The organism is Mycetocola sp. BIGb0189 (assembly GCF_024810155.1).
Classification (GTDB): Bacteria; Actinomycetota; Actinomycetes; order Actinomycetales; family Microbacteriaceae; genus Mycetocola; species Mycetocola lacteus.
The window spans coordinates 32705-51547 of record NZ_JANUED010000005.1; the positions used below are offsets into that span (position 1 = coordinate 32705).

Consider the following 18843-nt stretch of genomic DNA (forward strand, 5'->3'; position numbering starts at 1 on the left):
ACGCATCAAAAACTATACGTTTTTAAATACGATCGTTATGTACCCCAAAGGAGGGGCACTCACCCGGCGATCGCCCGAATCTCGCGCACAGGGTGGCACACACACGAGCGTCTCGCAGATCGTGCATGCGCTCACCAAGCAGGGAGACCCCCATGTATCCACGCAGTATTTGGCGCGCCTGCGCCCTCGGCCTTGGCGCCTTCTTGACGATCGGCCTCGCCACCGGAGGGGCCGTCGGTGCCCAGGCCGCGCTTCCCCCGCCGAAGGCGGGTTCCTCGGCGAGCGCCCCCGCCCGCCCGCAGGCAGACACCAATCCCAACCCCGCGAACGCCTCCGGTCAGGTGACCCCCGCGGCCCGCGCCGAAGCACCGTCGCTGGTGAGTGACCTCGGTACCTCGATTCATATCGCCGACGGGGTCATGCCCAACCAGGTGGCGATTTCCCCCGATGGCCGCCTTGCCTACGTGTCCGCGCTGAACTCGACAGCGCTGCACATCGTGGATCTGCAGACCCGCACAGCCATCGGGTCGATCGAGGTTGGTGCCGGTGTCGGCCTGTCCTCGGTCTCGCTGAACGCCGCGGGCACCCGCGCGGTTGCCGTCATCGATGCGAGCCCCACCAGAACCCACGGGGTTGCGGTCATCGACCTCACCACCCGCAGCCTGAGTGCGATCCACACCACCGATATCGGATGGTCCAGCTACGCCCAGCTCACCCGCGACGGCTCCGCCTACCTGACGGTGGCCGTGGGCGGCCAGATTAACCGGATCGACACCGCAACCGGCGAGGTTCTGGCCAGTGTCACACTGCCCACCAACAACTCAAACTCCGGCGTCCTCACCGCCGATGAGTCCACCTTCATCGTGGGACGCACCGGCCAGGGCATGAACGGCGCGGCCTATGCCACGATGAACGCGCACACCCTGGAGATCACCCGGGATGTCGCGACCCCCGACATCTGGTCCTACTCGGGGCTCGCCTTTGACACCAACCCGCAGACGCTCTATCTGGCCGAGGGCGGCAGCCGGGTCAGCGTCCTGGACCCGGCCACCGGCGAGGCACGCCAGCGCATCTCGGTGGGCGACATGATGACCGATGTGGTGGGCTCGGACGCCCTGAACCGGGCTTACTCCCCCTCGATGGGGTGGGATATGGTCATGGCCGCCGACTTCGGCACCGGCGAGCGCTCCGAGAGTTTCCGCAGCACCCCGGTGGGCGCCGTGAACCTGGTCGAGAACCCGGTCACCGGCGATCTCCTCACCGCCGACCGCGGCTACACCGGCGGCGAGGGCTCGACCGTAACCCTGATCACCCGCCCCGCGGTGACCAACCCTGCCGATGTGCGCCTCGACGCCGTCGACCAGGAGGTCACCTTCTCCAGCACCGTGACCGGGATCAAGCGCGGAAACGGCGGCGGTGTGGTGTGGCAGCGCTCATCCGACGGGGAGGCCTGGAGTGACATTGCCGGGGCCAATGGTAACGAGTACACCACCCTGGTGACCGCCGAGAACGCCGGCGACAGCTACCGGCTGCGCTTCAACGACGATTTCTGGGGCATCGCCGGGACCAGCGAACCCGCCACGGTGACCCTCCCCGCGCCGGAGCCGACGCCGACGCCGACGCCCGAGCCCAGCCCGGATCCCAGCACGGGCCCCGGCGTCGAACCCGGCCCGGGACCCGGTGTGGACCCGACCGGTGATCCCTCGCCGAGTGTTACCGCCGGTCCTACCCTGCCCGGCAACCCGAGCGGGCAGGATGCTCTCGCCGGCCCCACGGGCTCGTCCGACCGCCCCGAAGGGGGCCTGGCGGCAACCGGTGCCAGCCTCGGCGGCCTCGCCCTCCTGGGTGCCGCGATCCTGGCCATCGGCACCGGCCTGATCATGCGCCGCCGCAGCGCCTAACCCCTACGGCACAGCCCCGCTTCGAGTCAGTACCGTCCAAGGCTCGGCGCACGGAGCGAAAGTCCTTCACAACGAGTAAGCACAACCTAGAGCGTGTATCCCGCCCTTTTGACGGCGGGATACACGCTCTACTCTGATGCGTACGCGGGGTGTTCTTGTCTGCCCCTTAGCCCGCGCAGACTAGCCCTTCTCGCTGCCTTCCCGCTGGAAAAGATTCACGCCGAAACCGGAACCGACCCGGCCCGCCAGTGCTACCGCGGGTAAAGCCAAGACCCCGATCAGGTACGGACTCATGCCGCTGAGGGTCGTGATGGTGAATCCAACACAACCAACCACCAGACCATAAATGAGGACGAAGGCGATAGTTTTCATCTGTCTTTCCACTACTTAATATTCGCAGTCAAGCATCCGGCAACCGCGGAACTTACAGTTGTCAGTGCTCCAATTGTAGTGAATCGCACCTGCCAAGATCCATCGCCTTTCTGCTGCAGGTGAACAGGGAACGTCGATGCTCCAGTAATTGATGCCGCCGCGTAGCATCGCTTGGCCGCGGCCCCCGTGATTCGGCCTGCAACGGTCCTAATTACCGTCTGCGCAGCGATTGCTGCTGCCGCGCGGACTGCCGCAGCTCGAGTTGCGGCGTTGATTGCAACCTGCCCGATAACCCGTCCACCAGCAATAATTAAAGGCACAAACCAAACAGGATCCGCAATAATCGGGAATGCGTTGTCGGAAGTGAAATCAACGTGCTGAACAAGATTGTTTCCACGAATTTCATAGTGCGTGGGTACTTCAGCACCGTTCGAGTCCACGGCCCAGGGTGCCGGGATGACAAGCATTACTTCGCCGGACTCAATCCCCAGAACGGATCCGTCCGCCTGAGCTTCAAGCGTAAAATTCACATCAGAATCCACGTCATAGACATACTCAGTCGGTGCGTTTGAGTCGTGAATCTCAATGAGTGAGCGAAGCCCGTCGCTTAGCAACGACGGGTCTGGGGAAATCACCGGTTGCAGATGCATATCGTAGGAAGAATCCTCGCTGAGGTACGAGATAGTTCCCTCTTCGCTGACTTCGACAACGCTGTCGTCTGCTGCTGGTTGCTGAAAACGAATAACTGAATCACCTGACGAGATCGAAGCATATTCGTTCGCATGGTCGGGCACATATACGCCATCTGAAGAACTGCCCGGTTCAATATAAAACAAGTCGTTTGAGCCGGTCACTAATTCGACTAGCGCCGCAGGTGACTCTTCGAGATTCGTTACGACTCGGTCAGGAGCCTGAGACAATTGGGCGTTCCCGATGATGAGTGCGGTCGATGTGGTAAATACGGTCAGATATTTCAACTGAGAGATTGCCATACTCGGAAGGTATCGCTTGGCCTAGTTCGGCCGCCATCCCCCGTTGGGGACGACCCGCCGATAGCGGTCCCAACTCTGGCATTTGTTACCAATCACAAGCTCTTCCGCGACCGGCCGCCACAGCGCCTAACCCAAAAAGCACAGCCCCGCTTCGAGTCTCGAAGCGGGGCTGTGCTCGGTGTTTTCGGGTGCGCTAGGCCTGCGGGTAGCGGCGGTCCGCCTCGGCTGCGTCCACCGGGGGCAGCGCCGACCAGGGGAAGGTGATCCACTTATCGGTGTTCTTCCACACGAAGTCGGGCTCCAGGATGGTGCGCGGCTTGGAGTACAGGGTGACCGTGCGAACATCGGCGCCGTCGCCCTGCAGCATGCGCTGCACGAGCTCGAGGGTGCGGCCCGAGTCCGATACGTCATCCACCAACAGCACGCGGCTCCCGGCGAGCGCGGGACCGTCGAGCATCGGCGGCAGCAGGACCGGCTCGGGCAGAGTCAGGTGCACGTCGGTGTAGAACTCCACGTTGATCGAGCCGCAGTTCTTGACCCCCAGCGCATAGGCGATCGAGCCCGCCAGCAGCAGGCCACCGCGGGCGATGGCCACCACAAACTCCGGGGCAAAACCGTCCTGAACCACCTGGGCTGCCAGGTCGCGGGTCGCGTCGCCAAACCCGTCCCAGCTGAGGACTTCGCGCTCGGGATCGGTGGATACTTCGGTGTTCTTTGGTGCCGATGCGGCGGCGGGGGTCTCGGTCATTTCTCCACAGTAGCCAGTCGGGGCTGACGGCGCGAACTCTGCCCCCTCAAACTGGGTCTTGGCTCCACGGGAATCGCGTGTAAAGCTGGGGCGGACATCCATGTGCGACGGGGGAAAAAACAATGGTTGTAGGTTCTGCGCCGCTATTGGGAGTATTGCTGGCACTGGTCAGCGCGGCCGTTTTGGCGGTGGGGAATCTCTGGCAGAGCCGCGGGGTGAATCTGGTCTCCGCGGCGGCCGAACGGAACGGGGAGTCGAAGACCTCCTTCCTGCTGCTACTCAAGACCCCGATCTGGCTGGCCGGCAGTGCGCTGTTTGGGATCGCGATCCTGCTGCAGATGGGCAGTCTGGCCTTTGCCCCGCTGATCCTGGTGCAACCCATCGGCGTGACCGCGCTGGTGTTCTCGGCAATCCTGAACGCCCGGGTACGCCGGGCTCCGCTGCCGCGGCGGGTCTTACTGGGCATCGCCATCTCCCTGATCGGGGTGATCGCCTACGTCGTGATCGCCGCGCTGGTGAGTAAACAGAAGCCGATCAGCGATGGCCAGCTCATCGCGATCCTGGTGACCCTGGCCGGTGTGCTCGCGATCGCCGCGGCCATCCGCTTCGGAACCCGGGGCACCACCAAGGCCCCCATCTTCTATGTGGTGCTGGGCGGGATCTTCTCGGGCTTTGTCGCCACCCTCGGCAAGACCGTGATCCTGCGGGTGGAGACAATGTTTGCCGGACACCGGATGGTGTTTGACTCGGGCAGTGTGCTCACCCTGATCTGTATCCTGGGCATCGGCGTCGCCTCGGCCCTGTCCATCTACTTTGTGCAGTACTCGCACACCTGCAATCCGCCGGATGTGGTGATTGCCGGGCTCACGGTGGTGGATCCCGCGGTCGCCGTGGTCCTGGGCATCGTGATCCTGCACGAGGCCGCCGGTGCCCCATGGATCTCGTTTGTCGGATTCCTCGCCGCCGGGGCCGCCGCGTTTGTGGGGGTCGTGATCCTCGCCCGCGCCGAAAGCGCCGAGGAGGCGGATCCTCACACCACCGAGACCATCGAGCGCGGCGCTCAGCGCCAGGCCGAGAGCGGCTAGCCACACACGCCAGCGGGGCCCCACCAACCGGTGGGGCCCCGCATGTGTGTGACTACTTCTTGACCGCGCCAGCCAGCTGGCGCACCTCCTTGAGCAGTCCGGCGAACTCGTCCTGCTTCTGCGCGGCCACCTCAACAAAGCGCGTGGCCAGGTTCAGGCCCAGATCGGTCAGCGGACCCACCTGGTGGAAGTGGTGGCTGACATCCCCGGCCAGGCCACCCTCCAGGGCCAGCTTGCTGACCAGGTCGAGCCGCAGCTCCTCGGTGCCCTCGGCGAAGCTCAGCTTGTCAAAGTCGACCCAGACGATGTTGGGACGGGTGGTCGACTCGAACGCGTAGCGACGGTTGGTCAGATCGAGCACCACCTGCCAGATGGTCTGCGACGCATCGGGCTTGCCCGGGTCGGGCTGGCGGAAGGGCTGGGCGGCGTTGCGGATGATGCTGAACATCGCCGCGATGGCCTCGAGCTGGGTCTTGGGCTGCTCCTGACGGCCCACATAGTAGGAGGCACGGGCGAAGCGGTCGGTGGCCAGGGTCGATCCACCGAGGGGAGCATCCCCACCGAGGCCCTCGATCTTCGCCGCCAGCTCCAGCTGCTTATCGTAGGTGGGCGAATTGGTCATCACCGTGTACTCACGGCTGTGATAGACCGTGGGGGTCCCGTCGGTGTACTCGATGATGGCCGAGTCGCCGCTGGCGTCGTTGATCGCCAGGTGCAGTGTGGGCGGCTTGCCGCTGGTCGGATCCAGCAGTTCGGCGATGCGAACCTGGGTCTTCTCGGTCCATTCCACGGCCTCGGCCACGGTCTTGAAGTTGTCCAGGTAGTACTGCAGCCAGACGGCCTGGCTCAGCTGGACGTCGCCCTCGCTGGCGGTGCCGTAGTCGGATTCGGCGAGCCACAGGATGTGACCGGCAAACCCCTCCTCGTTCATACCGTCGCAGGCGACCAGGTCAAACGCGGTGGCGACCAGGCTGCCGTACTTGGCGGTCCAGGTCAGATCCCCGTTGACCCCGTCGTTACGCTCGATCCCGCGGGGCAGCTTCCACAGGTTGGTGAGCAGGTCCAGGTGGAAATCCATATTGCGGCCCACGATCACGGCACCGTTAGCATCGGGCCAAACAACTCTTGTGCACATAGTGTTTCACTTACCTTTCAGAGGGGCACCGCACGGGTGCCGGTTGTACAGCGATTACAAAGGGGGTCAAGAACGGGCATCGACCTCGGCAGTGCGCCGGTTCCAGCCGAGTTTGGGGAGCACAATCATCGAGGCGACAAAGAAGCAGATCGCGCCGATGAAGGTGCCCCAGTTGGCCAGGCCCGCGTCCTTGGCGCTGCCGTCGTTGAGCACAAACGAGCCCGCGGCCGAAAACGCGAAGGCGAGGCAGCCCAGCATGTTGATGTGGGCCGCCCAGAATCCCGAGCGCCGCGGCTCCCACAGCGTGCCACGGGTGCGGTAGTAGGCGGTGTAGACCAGGATCGCGCTGAGCAGAAAGGCCACCGATCCCCCGGCGTCGGGGTTCCACACCAGGTGCTTCTCGGTGTCCACGGACTTTGCCCGCAGCGCCGCCGAGGTGCTGATGTTGAACATGATCGTGCCAAAGCTCTGGGTGGCCGCCGCCAACCACTCGGCACGAAACATCTTGCCCGGAGCATAGGGCACCGCGACCACCGGATCCCCGCTCAGCACCAGCTGATACAGCCCCGCAGCGGTGAAAAACCAGGCCCCGATAAAGCAGGCCAGGTTCGACGCCGCCGTGTTATCAAAGTGCCAGATGTTCATCGCGCTGCCCAGCACAAACAGCGCCGAGCCGATCATGAACAGGGCGCTCTGCCTGCTCAGGGTCGGCACCAGGAACGGCAGCGAAGCCGGCTGTGCCTGCGGAAAGGGGGTGCTGCTCTGGGTCATGGGTGACGCTTTCTCTCTGCGAGTCCCGGTCCCGCCCACACGATCTGGGGTGTGGGCGGGACCGGGATGAAGGCTAGTGAGCGAACGAGGTATGTGCGGCGGCTCGCCTAGTGAGCGAACGAGGTGCGGGCCTTTTCGCGCGGAATCGGTGCGTCCAGGTTCTCCAGGAACGCCACCTCCTCCTTGATCGCGGCCAGCAGCAGCTCGGCGAGGTCCTTGCTCAGGCCCAGACGCACCACGATGCGCTGCACCACCAGGGCCGACAGGTCATCGGGCATCGGGTAGGCGGGCACCAGCCAGCCGCGCATGCGCAGACGGTCGGCCAAGTCGTAGAGGTCCCAGTTGCGCTGACCCGGGTTCAGCTTCCAGGCGAACACCGGGATGGTGTCGCCGCGGCTGACCAGCGAGAACGGATCGAGCTTTTCGATCTCCGAGGACAGGTAGGTGGCCACGTCGATCGAGTTCTGCTGCACCTCGCGGTATCCCTCGCGGCCCAGACGCAGGAACTGGTAGTACTGCAGCAGGACCTGGGCACCGGGGCGGGAGAAGTTCAGCGCCAGGGTCGGCATGTCGCCGCCGAGGTAGCTCACGTGGAACACCAGGCTCTCCGGGCACACCTCCTTGTTGCGCCAGACGACCCAGCCCACGCCCGGGTAGACCAGGCCGTACTTGTGACCCGAGGTGCTGATCGAGTTGACCCGCTCAACGGTGAAGTCCCACTCCAGGTCGGGCTGGCAGAACGGGGCGACCATCGCACCCGAGGCACCATCCACGTGGATGCGCACGTCGAGGCCGGTGGAGGCCTGGATCTCGTCGAGCTTGGCGGCGATCTCCTTAACCGGCTCGTACAGGCCGGTGTAGGTCTGGCCGAGGATCGCGACCACACCGATGGTGTTTTCGTCCACGTACTTTTCCAGCTCATAGCCGTCGAGAACCAGGTGGTCCTCGGTCACCGGCACGTAGCGCGCCTCAACATCCCAGTAGTTGCAGAACTTCTCCCAGACCACCTGCACGCCGGCGGAGAGGATCAGGTTGGGCTTCTCGGTGGACTTGCCCTCGGCCCGGCGACGCTCCTGCCAGAGACGCTTGAGCGCCAGGCCGCCGAGCATGCAGGCCTCGGAGGATCCGATGGTTGATGTACCGATGGTGTTGTGCGGGTCCGGCACGTGCCAGAGGTTCCCGAGAATGCGCCAGCAGCGGTCCTCGATGGCCGCGGTGGCCGGGTACTCGTCCTTGTCGATCATGTTCTTGTCGGCGGCCTCGACATAGAGCTTGCCCGCGTTGTCATCCATCCAGGTGGAGACAAACGTCGCCAGGTTCAGGCGGGAGTTCCCATCCAGCATGGCCTCATCGTGGACCAGCTGATACGCGGTGTCGCCGGACATCTGGTTCTCGGGAAGATCAAAGCGGGGCAGCACCGTGGCCTCACCCGGACGCGCAAACACGGGGTTGATCGAGATCTGCGACTCGTCCTCGCGTTCGGCGGCATTGCGATACAGCTCTGACATGGTGGTCCTTTCTGATTGACGGAAAAGCTCGCGACACTAAATTCTGAGAAAAACCCTGCGGGATAACCCGCTACACCTCGATGGGTGGGTAGAGCCGGTCCATGTTGTACTGGCGGTTGCGACGCGCAGCCCAGGTGGACACCGCCAGGAACACCAGCGTGAGTGCCCCGATCACGGCGAGCGCGACCCCGAATCGATAGTCGATCCCGCCCATGATCAGCTGTCTGAGCCCGGTCACGGTATAGGTCATCGGGTCGAAGGGATGCAGCCACTGGAACAGCGGACTGGTGGTCTGGACCGGATAGATGCCGCCCGCCGAGGTGAGCATCACCATCAGCAGGGCCAGGGTGGCCACGCGGCCCACCGCCGCTCCAAAGAGGGCATTGAGCATCTGGATCATCGCCAGGAACATCGCGGACATCAACCACATGAACGCCAGCGTGCCGATCGGATACTCCGGTTTGAGCCCCAGCCCGAAGTAGATCACCAGGAACAGGATCGTGCCCTGGATACCACCCACCGCGAGGGTGGGCATGAACGAGGCCAGCACGGTGCGGAAGGATCCCAGCCCCTGCGCCAACGGACGCGCCTGAAGCGGGGTGAAGAGCATCCAGGCGATGATGCTGCCCACAAACAGGGCGAGTCCGAGGAAGAAGGGTGCGAAGCCGTAGGCGAAGGTTTTGGCCTCGTGCTCGGTCTTCTCGACCAGCTTGACCGGTTCGGCCAGCGTCTGGATCACGCTGCGCTCCTGGTCCTTCCCCCACTTGGGAATCAGGCTCAGGCCGGTCTTGGCGGCCTCGGCCAGCTGCTCGGTTCCGGCGGCCAGCTTGGGGGTGCCCTCGGCCAGGGTGTTCGCCCCGGCGCTGAGTTCCCCGAGCCCGGTGCGGAGCTGATCGGCACCGCTGCGCAGCTGGTCGGCGCCGCTGCGGGCCTTGTTCAGGTCGCCGACAACCTGGTCGTTTTCGATGGCCTGTAGCACCACGTTGAACTGGGTGCCCGGGCTGTTGAGCTGGCCGGCGAGCAGGTTGGTGTCTCGCCGTACCTCGGCGATGGTGGTGTTCGCCTGGGCGACCTGCGGGTTCGCGGCGATCGAGTTGCGCACACCCTGGATCTGGTCGGCCAGGCCGCCCTCCCCCTTGGCTCGGAGGTCGGCGATGACGGCGTCCAGGTCCTGGGCGGCCTTCTGCTGCGTGGCCGCCGCATCGTTGAGCAGCGTTGCCGCGGTGTTCACCCCCGCGTCGATGCGCTGCACGGCCGAGCGGACCTCGGCCCCGGAAATGCCCGAGCCCTGGACCAGGCCCTGTGCCTTGCCGATGATGCCGTCCAGCCCGGTGACGATCTCGTCCACCGCACCGGCCAGCTTGTCGCTCCCGTCTTTCGCGGTCACCAGGTTGGTCGCGAGTTCCTGCGCCCCCTGGTTAGCCTGCTGCATCCCAGAGTTCAGGGTGTCCACCCCGTTGGCCGCCTGGATAAGCTTGGGAATCGCTCCCTTGGCACCGTCCAGTGCGGCCTCAAACACCTGGCTGCCCACCTGGGCACTGACCTGGTTGATGACCTCCTCGGCGGCATCCTGGCCGATCACGGTGGAGAGGTAGTTGTTGGTTTCGTCGTAGGTGAAGATCAGATCCGCCGAGCGCGGGTTATCCCCCGACACCGAGGCGATGGCCGTGGAGAAGTCGGCGGGGATCGTGATCGTGAAGTCGTACTTACCGTGGGACAGCCCGGTCTTGGCCTCCTCCTCGCTCACCTCGATCAGGTTGAGCTGCTTGGAATCGATCAGCCCCTTGACGACCTGCGGACCGGCGTGAATGCGCTGTTTGCCGGCATCCGCCCCGGTGTCCAGGTTCACGATCGCCACGGGGACCTTGTCCACGTTGCCAAACGGGTTCCAGAAGGCCCAGAGGTAGAGTGCGCCGTACATCAGCGGCATGATCAGGATGACCAGCAGGGCCAGCCGGGGCATGGTCCCGCGGTAGTACCGTTTGAAATCGCTCCCCGGGGAGAATGCGGCGATCATCGGGCTTCCTCAACTTCCTCAAGGGCCAGGCTCACAAACTGTTGGTTGGTGAGATTGGGCACCTCCACATAGTCGTCGGCGATCACCGAACCGCGGCGGCCGTTGACATCGGCGGTGATCACCGTCTGTTCGGTGCCCAGCGCGATCAGGCGTTCCAGAAGCTTTTCCGAAGCCTGGTCGCTGGAGAGGTTGTCCACCCCGCCCACCACGAGCAGCTCGGGTTTGCGCACGTTGGCCGCGGCGATGCGGAACAGCGCGGCGGTCAGCTCGGGGAGCTCCTCAACCATGTCGTCAAGACCGGGCAGTGCCAGATCGCCAAAGACCGGGCGACACATGCGCTCCAGATCCTCCTCGCGGGCGACACGCACCCAGCGATACCAGGGGGCGCCCCAGCGCAGCTGCTCGGTCACGATGTCGCGAACCCGGATGGCCTGCACGACCTCGTCCACCTCGTCGATCCAGCCCAGGGCTGCGTTTTTGAAAAGGTGACCGGGGTTGTTGTTCAGCCCGAAGGAGACCACGGTGCCGCTTGAGGCACGCATGCGGCCGGCGAGGGTCAGCAGGAGCGCGGTACGACCGCGTCCGCCGTGGCCGACCAGGACGGTGGTGCCCCCGCGCTTGACCGAGAAGTTCACCGGTCCAAAGATGTGCCCCCAGGAGGCGCGCACGCTGACCTCGGTGAGGGTCAGCAGGTTGTCGGGGCTCGCACCGTGGCGACCGTGGGTTTCCGCGGCCTCGTGCATGTCCTGGGACTGCCGTTCCTGGGCCTCGATGATCGCCGTTTCGACGGTTTCCGCGGGCGGCTCGTTTTCGTGCTGGCCGCCGTGTGCCGGGTGTGTGCTCATCGTGCACATCCTCGCCACCGGCGATTCCCATGCCCTCGATTTTGACCATAATTGCGCGCTACAAATGCGCCGGCCTGAGCCAGTTCCCCCATTGAATACGATCCATTCTCCGGATGTTTCCCCATCAAAGTCCGATCAACGTACCATCGTTTCGCGACGGGAAGATAGAGCTATCTTTTTGTAGGAATTTCAGATATTTTCGCGGACCGAACCACTTTTTATTGTTGGTCGCAGACAAAAAAGGGCGGGAGTCTTTCGGTCCCCTCGCCGATCACCGCGGGCATGGGGGACAAAATATTGACGCCACAATCCGGCGTCACCGCGGGCTTTCCCCGCGCCATACTCGCCCCGGGGCGGGATACCCCGGGATTCGGGCACACAAAAACGCCCCACGCGGGAGAAGGCTCTCGCGCGTGGGGCATTCATGGGGGACAAATTCCCCGACGGCCGGCTTGACCGTTAGGCGAAGTCGGCGGGCACCCGTTCGTGCCAGCCAATTCGATTCTCCAGCTGCGCGCCAAGGCTCAGCAGGGTTAATTCGTCGCCGGGGCGACCGATCAGCTGGATCGCGGCGGGCAGACCCTGCGCATCCTGGCTCACCGGGAGCGCGATGCCGGGCAGCCCGGTCGCGTTCACAAACGAGGTCCAGGGCGAGTACAGCACCTGCTGTTCGAAGCTCAGGTCGGGATCGGTCTGGCTGTACCAGTCCAGTGCTCGCGGGCTCTGACCGAGCGCCGGGGTGAGGATCGCATCAAACCCGGAGAACTGATCGATCACGTCGCGTTCGAAGCGGGCAAAGAAGCCCAGGGCGGCGATCAGATCGGTTGCGCGCACCTCCTTGCCCGACTCGCGCAGCTGCGCGGTCACCGGCTCCAGCAGTGCCTCGGCCCCCTCGGGGAGCGGGGCTGCCGCCGGGAAGCTGCGCCACAGGGTGCGGAAGGCGTTGGAGTATCCGGCGCTGCGTTCCAGCGGGATCTCGGTGAGTACGTGGCCGAGCGCACGCAGGTGCTCGATGCCCTCGGAGAAGGCCAGCTCACCGGACTCGTCCAGCCCGATCGGATACTCATCCGCCCACGGCGAATCGCGCAGGATACCGATCCGGAATCGGCCGTGCGGGGTATCGGCGGCGCGCAGCAGCGCACCGGGCTCCAGCTCGGGGGCGCGCAGCGCAAAGCGGGCGGGGGCCGGGGTGCCGATCATGCCCTCAAGCAGCAGAGCCGCATCGCCCACGGTGCGGGCGATCGGGCCAGCCACGCCCAGCCCACCCACGCTGCCGATACCCGAGCCGCCGGGCACACGGCCGCGGGAGGGCTTGAGCCCCACCAGGCCGGTCGCGGCGGCGGGGATGCGGATCGAGCCGCCCCCATCCGATCCCGGAGCAAAGGGCAGCAGCCGCGCGGCCACCGCGGCGGCCGCTCCCCCGCTGGAACCACCGGCATGCAGGCTGCGGTCCCAGGGATTACGGGCGGGCCCGGCCACCAGGTTGTCGGTGAAGCCGTGCTGGCCAAACTCGGGGGTGTTGGTTTTTCCCAGGCTGATCGCGCCGGCGGCATCCACGGCCTCGACGATCTCGTCGCTCTGCTCCGACACCACCCCGGCAAATACCCGCGAGCCGTAGCTGGTGGGCAGCCCAGCCCGGGCCTCCAGATCCTTATCGGCCAGCGGTAGACCCCAGAGCACCTGGTCGGGGTTCTCCCCGGGGGATTCGATCCGGAAGTGTTCGGGATCGCTCAGGCTAAACGAGCCAGTGGGGGTGGAACGGGGGTGCCCGGTGGCCTCCAGCGCGGCGGCGCGCTCGCGGGCGCCGTCGGCATCCACCACGATAAACGCGCCGATGGACGCGCCGTGCTTCTCGATGCGATCCAGGTAGTGCTCCACCAGCTCACTCGGACGCAGGGCGCCGGTTCGCAGGAGGAAGCTCTGTTCACGGGCGGTAAGTTCGTGCAGCTGTGCCATGTCCCCAGCCTATTCCGGTTTCGAGTTTGGTGCACACGCTAGGAGCGCAGGCCCCGGGCCACCAGCGCCTCGCCCAGCTCGTCGGCGAAGCGCATCGTGTGGACCAGCAGCGGCACCACAAACGTGCGCGGGCCCGGACGCACCCCGCGGGCGCGGTGGGCGGTGATGATGTCGCGGGCAAAGCCCAGGATCACCGGGATCACGGTGATGGTCAGCGCCAGCAGCAGCGCGATCCGATCGGCCCGCACCCCGATCCGTGACAGCGGGGTGAGGCCGCGCTCGATCGCGTCGAGCATCGCCGAGGTCTGGGTGGTCAGGCTGATCAGCGCCGCACACAGGATCACCAGCAGGATCCGGGTGGTGGTGATCGTCGCCGCCGGCCAGGGCACAAAGATCAGCTGGAACACCCCGGTGAAGACGATCAGCATCCAGACCATCCGCACCTGACGCCAGAGCCCGGAGAATCCCAGCCCGGCGATCAGGTATCCGGCAACCACGATGGCCGCAGCGATGCCGAGGGTCCACAGCGTGTGTGGATAGATCGAGATGGCCAGGACCAGCACCCCGATCAGAGCGAGCTTGCGCCCCGCGGGCATCCGGTGCAGCGGGCTGGTGCCCGGGCGATAGAGGGAGATCACGCGTAGGCCTCGCGGTAGCGGGCGATGACCTCGGCCGGATCGCCGTGTTCAAGCAGGCGTCCATCCTCGAAGCGCAGCACCACGTCGCAGCGCGCGGCAAGGTCCAGGTCGTGGGTGACCAGCACCAGCTGCGGTACCCGCTCGGAGAACAGGTGGTCGATGATCAGGCGGCGGTTGCGGGCGTCCAGCAGCGCGGTGGGTTCATCGGCGATCACCAGATCCGGCCGGGTGATCAGCACCGCACACAGCGCCAGCAGCTGCTTTTGCCCGCCCGAGAGCTCGTGCGCGGGTGCGTCGGCCAGCGCGCTCAGTCCGAATACCTCAAGCTCTGCGGTCACCCGCGCGGCGATTTCGGCCCTGGGTACCCCGCGGCCGCGCAGCGAGAAGGCCACGTCCTCGGCCACGGTGGGCATGATGATCTGCGCATCCGGGTTGGCAAACACAAACCCAGCGATCTGGCGCACCCTGGCGGCCTCGGCGCTCGGGTCGATCCCGTGCACACGCACCTCCCCGGCACCGGGGAGTACCAGCGCATTGAGCATCCGGGCGAAGGTTGACTTGCCCGAGCCGTTGAGCCCGATGATGCCGATCCGCGCCTGGGTCAGCGTGATCGTCACATCCCGCAGCGCATCGTAGTCGCCAAAGCGCACGCCGACCCGGTCAAAGGTGATGGTACCCGCCACGGGCTAGGCCTGCGGGGTGGTGGGGGCGGATTCGTTCACGGAGGTAACTGTATCCGACGATGCCTGGGGGCGGCGCGACGTCTGCCCGAATGCACGCGGGTAGGCGCGCCACAGCGCGAGGGTCAGCGCGACGGCGATCACGGCCTTAATCAGGTCGCCGGGGAGGAAGAGCAGGCTGGAGAGGAAGGTCGGCCCGAAGCCCAGGCCGGTGATGCCCGCCTGGAAGGGGATGCCGAACGCGTAGATGGTGACGATGCCGCCGAGAACCACGCCGATCGAGGTGCGCAGGATCGTGGGGCGACGACGGTCAGCCCGTACGATCAGGCCGATCACGATGACCCCGGCGATCCAACCGATCAGATAGCCCACACTCGGGCCCACAAAGACGCCGGCACCGCCGCGTCCGCCGGCGAGGACCGGGAGACCGGCGAAGGCCAGCAGCTCCAGCACCAGCACGGCGGCCGCGCCACGCCAGGGTCCGAGGATCGTTCCGGCGAGCATCACACCGAGGGTCTGCGCGGTGATCGGGACGGCCCCACCGAATGCGGCGATGGCCGGGGGCATGCCGAGGACCGCGATCAGCGCGGCAAAGACGGCGATACGGGCGAGGTCTGCGCCACCAAACGAGGTACGGGTGGTCATGGGGATCCTTCCGACGGGGAGTGCCTGAACGGTGTTCTCCTGAACGGTGTTCATGTGGTGTTCACTGAGTATAGTATGACCATGACGAGTTCACGCAACCCCCGGTCCGCGCCGACCCGTCACTCCCGGGAGGACGTGGCCGATGCGGCCCTGGATATCCTGAACTCCTTCGGCCTCGCCGACCTCACGATGCGCCGCCTGGCACAGTCCCTCGACGTGCAGCCCAGCGCCCTGTACTGGCACTATGAAAATAAGCAGAGCCTGTTGGCCCACCTGGCCGATCTGATCGTCGAGGTGCCCTCATCCGAGACTTCCCCCGGCACCGACCGGGTGCGCGCCCGCTGCCTGGCCCTGCGCGAACGCCTGCTCGCCTACCGTGACGGTGCCGAGGTGGTCGCCAGCACGCTCGCCCTCGGTCTGGGTGCCGAGGCACCGGGCATCGACCTCACCGCAGCCCTGGTAGATGCGGGCACCGACCCCGAAACCGCGGCGCGGGTCTCCGGCGTGCTGCTGCACTTCATCCTCGGCCAGGTCTCCCACGAACAGCAGCGAGCCCAGGCGGGCTCGCTCGGTGCCGCTGCACCCACCGGCACCTCGGAGAGCGAGAGCGCCGAATTCGGCTTCGGCATCGACCTCATCCTGGGTGGGCTCGCGACCCTGCGCTAGAGCCCCACAGCGTCGGCGATGCGGTCTGCGCCACACAGAGCCGTTTCGACGCTCGAGTCGTCGCATCCTCACAGCTTACAGCATCGCAGTGAGCACACCCCCATCGACCCGAATCGCCGCTCCATTGGTGGCCGATGCCCGTGGGCTGGCGAGATACGTCACCATGTTCGCAATCTCGGATGGCTCGATGAACCGCTCCAGGAGGGTTGTTCTGTTCTGGCCGATGATCGCCTCCTTGACCGCCTCCACGGAAGCGGACTGCGACCCCGCAAGCGACTCGACGGCCGCCGCGACGCCATCTGAGTAGGTGGGGCCGCCCAGCACCGTGTTTACCGTCACGCCGGTGCCGCGAGTGAGCTTAGCCAGCCCATTACCCAGCGCAATCATCGCAGCCTTGGTAACGCCGTAGTGCACCATGTCCGCCGGCACGTTCACCCCGGACTCGCTACTGATGAACAACATGCGCCCCCACCCACGCTGCAGCATGCCGCCCAGCAGATGACGCGAGAGGCGCACACCACTCATCACGTTGACGTCGAAATACCGCATCCACTCGGCGTCGGAGACCGACTCGAACTCGGCGAGCCCGAAGAGCCCGACGTTGTTTACGAGGATGTCCACATCCTCGAGCTCGTGCAGCAGGCGATCCACCTCGTCGAGCACACCAAAGTCCGCGCTCAACCCCGCATGGTCGGCATCCGGGTACTCGGCGCGGAGCTTCCTCACGGCGTCCTCGACACGATCGGAGGACCGTCCGTTCACGATCACTCGCGCCCCTTCGGCGGCCAGACCGGACGCGATGGCGAACCCGATCCCCTGTGTTGATCCGCTCACAAACGCCGTCTTACCGCGCAGCTGTAATTCCATGTGTCGCTCCCTATCAGACTATTCCATGCAGGCAATTCACTTGCCTGGGCAAGTAACAATATGCGGGTTTACTTGCCCAGGCAAGTTAATCGGCGTGGCGAGTGAGCAACTCCGGGCCGTGGCATAGCCTTGTGTCATGCACTACTCCTCCAACGAGCCCGGGCTGAGTGCTGGCCAGCTCGAAGTATGGGCATCGGTCGCGACCCTGATCGAGCGTCTTCCCACAGCGCTCGATGCACAACTGCAGCGCGACAGTGGGCTGACCCACTTCGAGCACGGCCTGTTGTTTGCGCTCGACACCGCACCCGAACGAACGCAGCGCCTGAGCACACTCGCCGGCTACGCGAGCAGCACGCTCTCCCGGCTGTCGCGCGCGATCTCCCGGCTGGAGAAGAAGGGCTGGGTCCGCCGAGAAATCGACCCAACCGACGGGCGTGTAACCCTCGCCGTGTTGACGGACGCGGGGCACGAGCACGTCCTGCGGTCGACGCCGGCGCACCACGCCCTCGTCAAGAGACTCGTGTTCGAATCGCTCACCGATCAGCAGGTGCACCAACTCGGCGTGATCAGCACGCGCATCGCCCAGGCGATCACCCCCGACACCGCCGCCTGGAGCCCAGACGGCGGTGGCCAAGGTGACTGAACGCGGGGCGTGAATTCGGTTTCCGCCGCCTCCGCGCTTCGCTAGACCTCTTCGGGGCGTTTTTGCTGGGCCGGGATGGCGGGGGTGTTTTCCCCGTTCCAGACCGAGATGATGCCCCAGGCGACCGCGGCGATCGGCACGGCCAGGACCGCGCCGATGATGCCGGCGATCAGCGTGCCGGCGGTCAGGGCGAGCAGCACCACCAGGGCGTGCAGCTTGAGCGAGCGGGCCATCAGAACCGGCTGCAGGAAGTTCCCCTCAAGCTGGTTGACCAGGACCACGATACCGATCACGATGATCGCGGCCACCGGGCCGTTGGCGACCAGGGCCACCAGTGCGGCCACGGCACCGGCCAGGGTTGCACCCACGATCGGGATAAACGCCATGATGAACACCACCACGGCCAGCGGCAGCGCGAGCGGAACGCCCACGATGGCCAGACCGATCCCGATGCCGATCGCATCCACGGCGGCCACCGCGGCGGTCCCGCGGAAGTAGCCGCCGAGCACGCTCACGGTTTTGTCCCCGACCCGGCGGGCACGCTCATAGCCCTCACCGGTGAAGGGACGCAGCAGGAACTCCCAGATCTTCGGACCGTCCTTGAGGAAGAAGAACAGCACCACGATCATCAGCACCAGCCCGGTGAAGAAGCTGGTGGCCGCCGAGACCCCGGCCAGGGCACCGTTGCCGAACTGCGCGCTGGTGAGGAAGCCTGAGATCGAGTCCTTGAAATCATCCAGCTGATCATCGGAGATGGTGAAGGGCAGATCCTTGAGGTAGCCCTGGAGCGTGCTCAGCCCGTCGGAGGCGGAATCGGCTAGGTCGTCCCACTGGCTCTGCACGGCCCAGACGATCAGCCACACCACGGTGCCGAGAATGATCACGATGGCTAGCAGCGATATCCAGGTCGCCAGCATCGTGTGCACGCCGCGCCGGCGCATCCAGGAGACAAACGGCGAGATCGCCGCCGAGAGGATGAGCGCCAGGATCACCGCGATCAGGATCACACTGACCTGAGACACCAGGTACAGCACGGCCGCGACCAGCGCGAGCACCACGAGAACCTGCAGGCTGCGGGTCGCGACCCGGCCAAACCCGTCGGTCCACAGCGTGGGCTTTTTCGGAATCGGCGCGGCCTGCGAGGACCGGCGACGGGAAAACAGGGGCATGCGGGTGCTCCGTTCGATCGGCTGTGGCATCCACACCCATCACGATCTGGATGCCCGGGCTGTCACGTCAGGCTGTCACGTCTGCGTCCGGGAAGCAAGGATCCGCCGGGCGCGTTTCCGGTTACGCCCCGCGCGATCACGGGGCCCACGGGCATCCGGAAGCCGCGATCCGCCGGGCTGCGAGTCCTCGATCAGACACCGCACG

General features: G+C 65.6%; 18 protein-coding genes. 4 read left to right on the forward strand and 14 right to left on the reverse strand.

Annotated elements, in window-relative coordinates:
- Positions 1-152: 152 nt before the first annotated feature.
- Positions 153-1901, forward strand: coding sequence for a hypothetical protein (locus tag M2390_RS09010; protein WP_259178109.1), 1749 nt, complete (start codon positions 153-155; stop codon positions 1899-1901).
- A gap of 180 nt (positions 1902-2081) precedes the next feature.
- On the opposite strand, the gene M2390_RS09015 is transcribed toward M2390_RS09010, so the two are convergent.
- The 3 genes from M2390_RS09015 to M2390_RS09025 all read right to left on the reverse strand — a co-directional run bounded on the left by M2390_RS09015 (position 2082) and on the right by M2390_RS09025 (position 4013).
- Complete coding sequence (locus M2390_RS09015) at positions 2082-2273, reverse strand: hypothetical protein (protein ID WP_187976619.1); 192 nt, start codon at positions 2271-2273, stop codon at positions 2082-2084.
- A gap of 11 nt (positions 2274-2284) precedes the next feature.
- Complete coding sequence (locus M2390_RS09020; RefSeq protein WP_259178111.1) at positions 2285-3265, reverse strand: hypothetical protein; 981 nt, start codon at positions 3263-3265, stop codon at positions 2285-2287.
- Positions 3266-3458: 193 nt separating this feature from the next.
- Complete coding sequence (locus M2390_RS09025) at positions 3459-4013, reverse strand: phosphoribosyltransferase (RefSeq protein WP_259178113.1); 555 nt, start codon at positions 4011-4013, stop codon at positions 3459-3461.
- A 122-nt stretch (positions 4014-4135) separates the two neighbouring features.
- Between M2390_RS09025 and M2390_RS09030 the strand changes: the two genes are divergently transcribed.
- Complete coding sequence (locus M2390_RS09030; RefSeq protein ID WP_259178115.1) at positions 4136-5098, forward strand: DMT family transporter; 963 nt, start codon at positions 4136-4138, stop codon at positions 5096-5098.
- A gap of 52 nt (positions 5099-5150) precedes the next feature.
- Here M2390_RS09030 and M2390_RS09035 read toward each other — a convergent pair whose 3' ends face one another.
- The 9 genes from M2390_RS09035 to M2390_RS09075 all read right to left on the reverse strand — a co-directional run bounded on the left by M2390_RS09035 (position 5151) and on the right by M2390_RS09075 (position 15293).
- Positions 5151-6233, reverse strand: a complete 1083-nt coding sequence (locus tag M2390_RS09035) for a linear amide C-N hydrolase (protein ID WP_259178117.1) — start codon at positions 6231-6233, stop codon at positions 5151-5153.
- 66 nt (positions 6234-6299) lie between these two features.
- The gene (locus M2390_RS09040; protein ID WP_259178118.1) at positions 6300-7004 is read right to left on the reverse strand and encodes a hypothetical protein; all 705 of its coding nucleotides are present in this window, start codon (positions 7002-7004) and stop codon (positions 6300-6302) included.
- Positions 7005-7111: 107 nt separating this feature from the next.
- Positions 7112-8512, reverse strand: a complete 1401-nt coding sequence (locus tag M2390_RS09045) for a glutamate decarboxylase (protein ID WP_051701924.1) — start codon at positions 8510-8512, stop codon at positions 7112-7114.
- 70 nt (positions 8513-8582) lie between these two features.
- Positions 8583-10529, reverse strand: coding sequence for a YhgE/Pip domain-containing protein (locus tag M2390_RS09050; protein ID WP_259178125.1), 1947 nt, complete (start codon positions 10527-10529; stop codon positions 8583-8585).
- On the reverse strand, positions 10526-11374 hold the full coding sequence (locus tag M2390_RS09055) for an ATP-binding cassette domain-containing protein (RefSeq protein ID WP_259178127.1): 849 nt from the start codon (positions 11372-11374) through the stop codon (positions 10526-10528). Before M2390_RS09055 ends, M2390_RS09050 begins: the two co-directional genes overlap by 4 nt.
- 459 nt (positions 11375-11833) lie before the next feature.
- Positions 11834-13330, reverse strand: a complete 1497-nt coding sequence (locus tag M2390_RS09060) for an amidase (protein WP_259178128.1) — start codon at positions 13328-13330, stop codon at positions 11834-11836.
- 38 nt (positions 13331-13368) lie between these two features.
- Positions 13369-13968, reverse strand: a complete 600-nt coding sequence (locus M2390_RS09065) for an energy-coupling factor transporter transmembrane protein EcfT (RefSeq protein WP_259178132.1) — start codon at positions 13966-13968, stop codon at positions 13369-13371.
- On the reverse strand, positions 13965-14651 hold the full coding sequence (locus tag M2390_RS09070) for an energy-coupling factor ABC transporter ATP-binding protein (protein ID WP_259178134.1): 687 nt from the start codon (positions 14649-14651) through the stop codon (positions 13965-13967). The genes M2390_RS09065 and M2390_RS09070 overlap by 4 nt, the downstream gene beginning before the upstream one ends.
- Positions 14652-14654: 3 nt before the next feature.
- Positions 14655-15293 (reverse strand): biotin transporter BioY, encoded by a 639-nt coding sequence (locus tag M2390_RS09075; protein ID WP_051701926.1) that lies wholly within the window; start codon positions 15291-15293, stop codon positions 14655-14657.
- An 81-nt stretch (positions 15294-15374) separates the two neighbouring features.
- Here M2390_RS09075 and M2390_RS09080 point away from each other — a divergent pair, with 81 nt between their 5' ends.
- The gene (locus M2390_RS09080) at positions 15375-15959 is read left to right on the forward strand and encodes a TetR/AcrR family transcriptional regulator C-terminal domain-containing protein (RefSeq protein WP_259178135.1); all 585 of its coding nucleotides are present in this window, start codon (positions 15375-15377) and stop codon (positions 15957-15959) included.
- Positions 15960-16034: 75 nt separating this feature from the next.
- Here the strand turns inward: M2390_RS09080 and M2390_RS09085 are convergent, their stop codons facing one another.
- Complete coding sequence (locus tag M2390_RS09085) at positions 16035-16826, reverse strand: SDR family NAD(P)-dependent oxidoreductase (RefSeq protein ID WP_259178136.1); 792 nt, start codon at positions 16824-16826, stop codon at positions 16035-16037.
- Between the two features lie 136 nt (positions 16827-16962).
- Between M2390_RS09085 and M2390_RS09090 the strand changes: the two genes are divergently transcribed.
- Complete coding sequence (locus M2390_RS09090) at positions 16963-17469, forward strand: MarR family winged helix-turn-helix transcriptional regulator (protein WP_259178137.1); 507 nt, start codon at positions 16963-16965, stop codon at positions 17467-17469.
- Positions 17470-17510: 41 nt separating this feature from the next.
- Here the strand turns inward: M2390_RS09090 and M2390_RS09095 are convergent, their stop codons facing one another.
- On the reverse strand, positions 17511-18638 hold the full coding sequence (locus M2390_RS09095) for an AI-2E family transporter (RefSeq protein WP_259178138.1): 1128 nt from the start codon (positions 18636-18638) through the stop codon (positions 17511-17513).
- Positions 18639-18843: the final 205 nt, after the last annotated feature.

Coding starts and splice junctions, on each gene's coding strand:
- M2390_RS09010 (WP_259178109.1), top strand. CDS start 153: ATGTATCCACGCAGTATTTGGCGCGCCTGCGCCCTCGGCCTTGGCGCC.
- M2390_RS09015 (WP_187976619.1), bottom strand. CDS start 2,273: ATGAAAACTATCGCCTTCGTCCTCATTTATGGTCTGGTGGTTGGTTGT.
- M2390_RS09020 (WP_259178111.1), bottom strand. CDS start 3,265: ATGGCAATCTCTCAGTTGAAATATCTGACCGTATTTACCACATCGACC.
- M2390_RS09025 (WP_259178113.1), bottom strand. CDS start 4,013: ATGACCGAGACCCCCGCCGCCGCATCGGCACCAAAGAACACCGAAGTA.
- M2390_RS09030 (WP_259178115.1), top strand. CDS start 4,136: ATGGTTGTAGGTTCTGCGCCGCTATTGGGAGTATTGCTGGCACTGGTC.
- M2390_RS09035 (WP_259178117.1), bottom strand. CDS start 6,233: ATGTGCACAAGAGTTGTTTGGCCCGATGCTAACGGTGCCGTGATCGTG.
- M2390_RS09040 (WP_259178118.1), bottom strand. CDS start 7,004: ATGACCCAGAGCAGCACCCCCTTTCCGCAGGCACAGCCGGCTTCGCTG.
- M2390_RS09045 (WP_051701924.1), bottom strand. CDS start 8,512: ATGTCAGAGCTGTATCGCAATGCCGCCGAACGCGAGGACGAGTCGCAG.
- M2390_RS09050 (WP_259178125.1), bottom strand. CDS start 10,529: ATGATCGCCGCATTCTCCCCGGGGAGCGATTTCAAACGGTACTACCGC.
- M2390_RS09055 (WP_259178127.1), bottom strand. CDS start 11,374: ATGAGCACACACCCGGCACACGGCGGCCAGCACGAAAACGAGCCGCCC.
- M2390_RS09060 (WP_259178128.1), bottom strand. CDS start 13,330: ATGGCACAGCTGCACGAACTTACCGCCCGTGAACAGAGCTTCCTCCTG.
- M2390_RS09075 (WP_051701926.1), bottom strand. CDS start 15,293: ATGACCACCCGTACCTCGTTTGGTGGCGCAGACCTCGCCCGTATCGCC.
- M2390_RS09080 (WP_259178135.1), top strand. CDS start 15,375: ATGACGAGTTCACGCAACCCCCGGTCCGCGCCGACCCGTCACTCCCGG.
- M2390_RS09085 (WP_259178136.1), bottom strand. CDS start 16,826: ATGGAATTACAGCTGCGCGGTAAGACGGCGTTTGTGAGCGGATCAACA.
- M2390_RS09090 (WP_259178137.1), top strand. CDS start 16,963: ATGCACTACTCCTCCAACGAGCCCGGGCTGAGTGCTGGCCAGCTCGAA.
- M2390_RS09095 (WP_259178138.1), bottom strand. CDS start 18,638: ATGCCCCTGTTTTCCCGTCGCCGGTCCTCGCAGGCCGCGCCGATTCCG.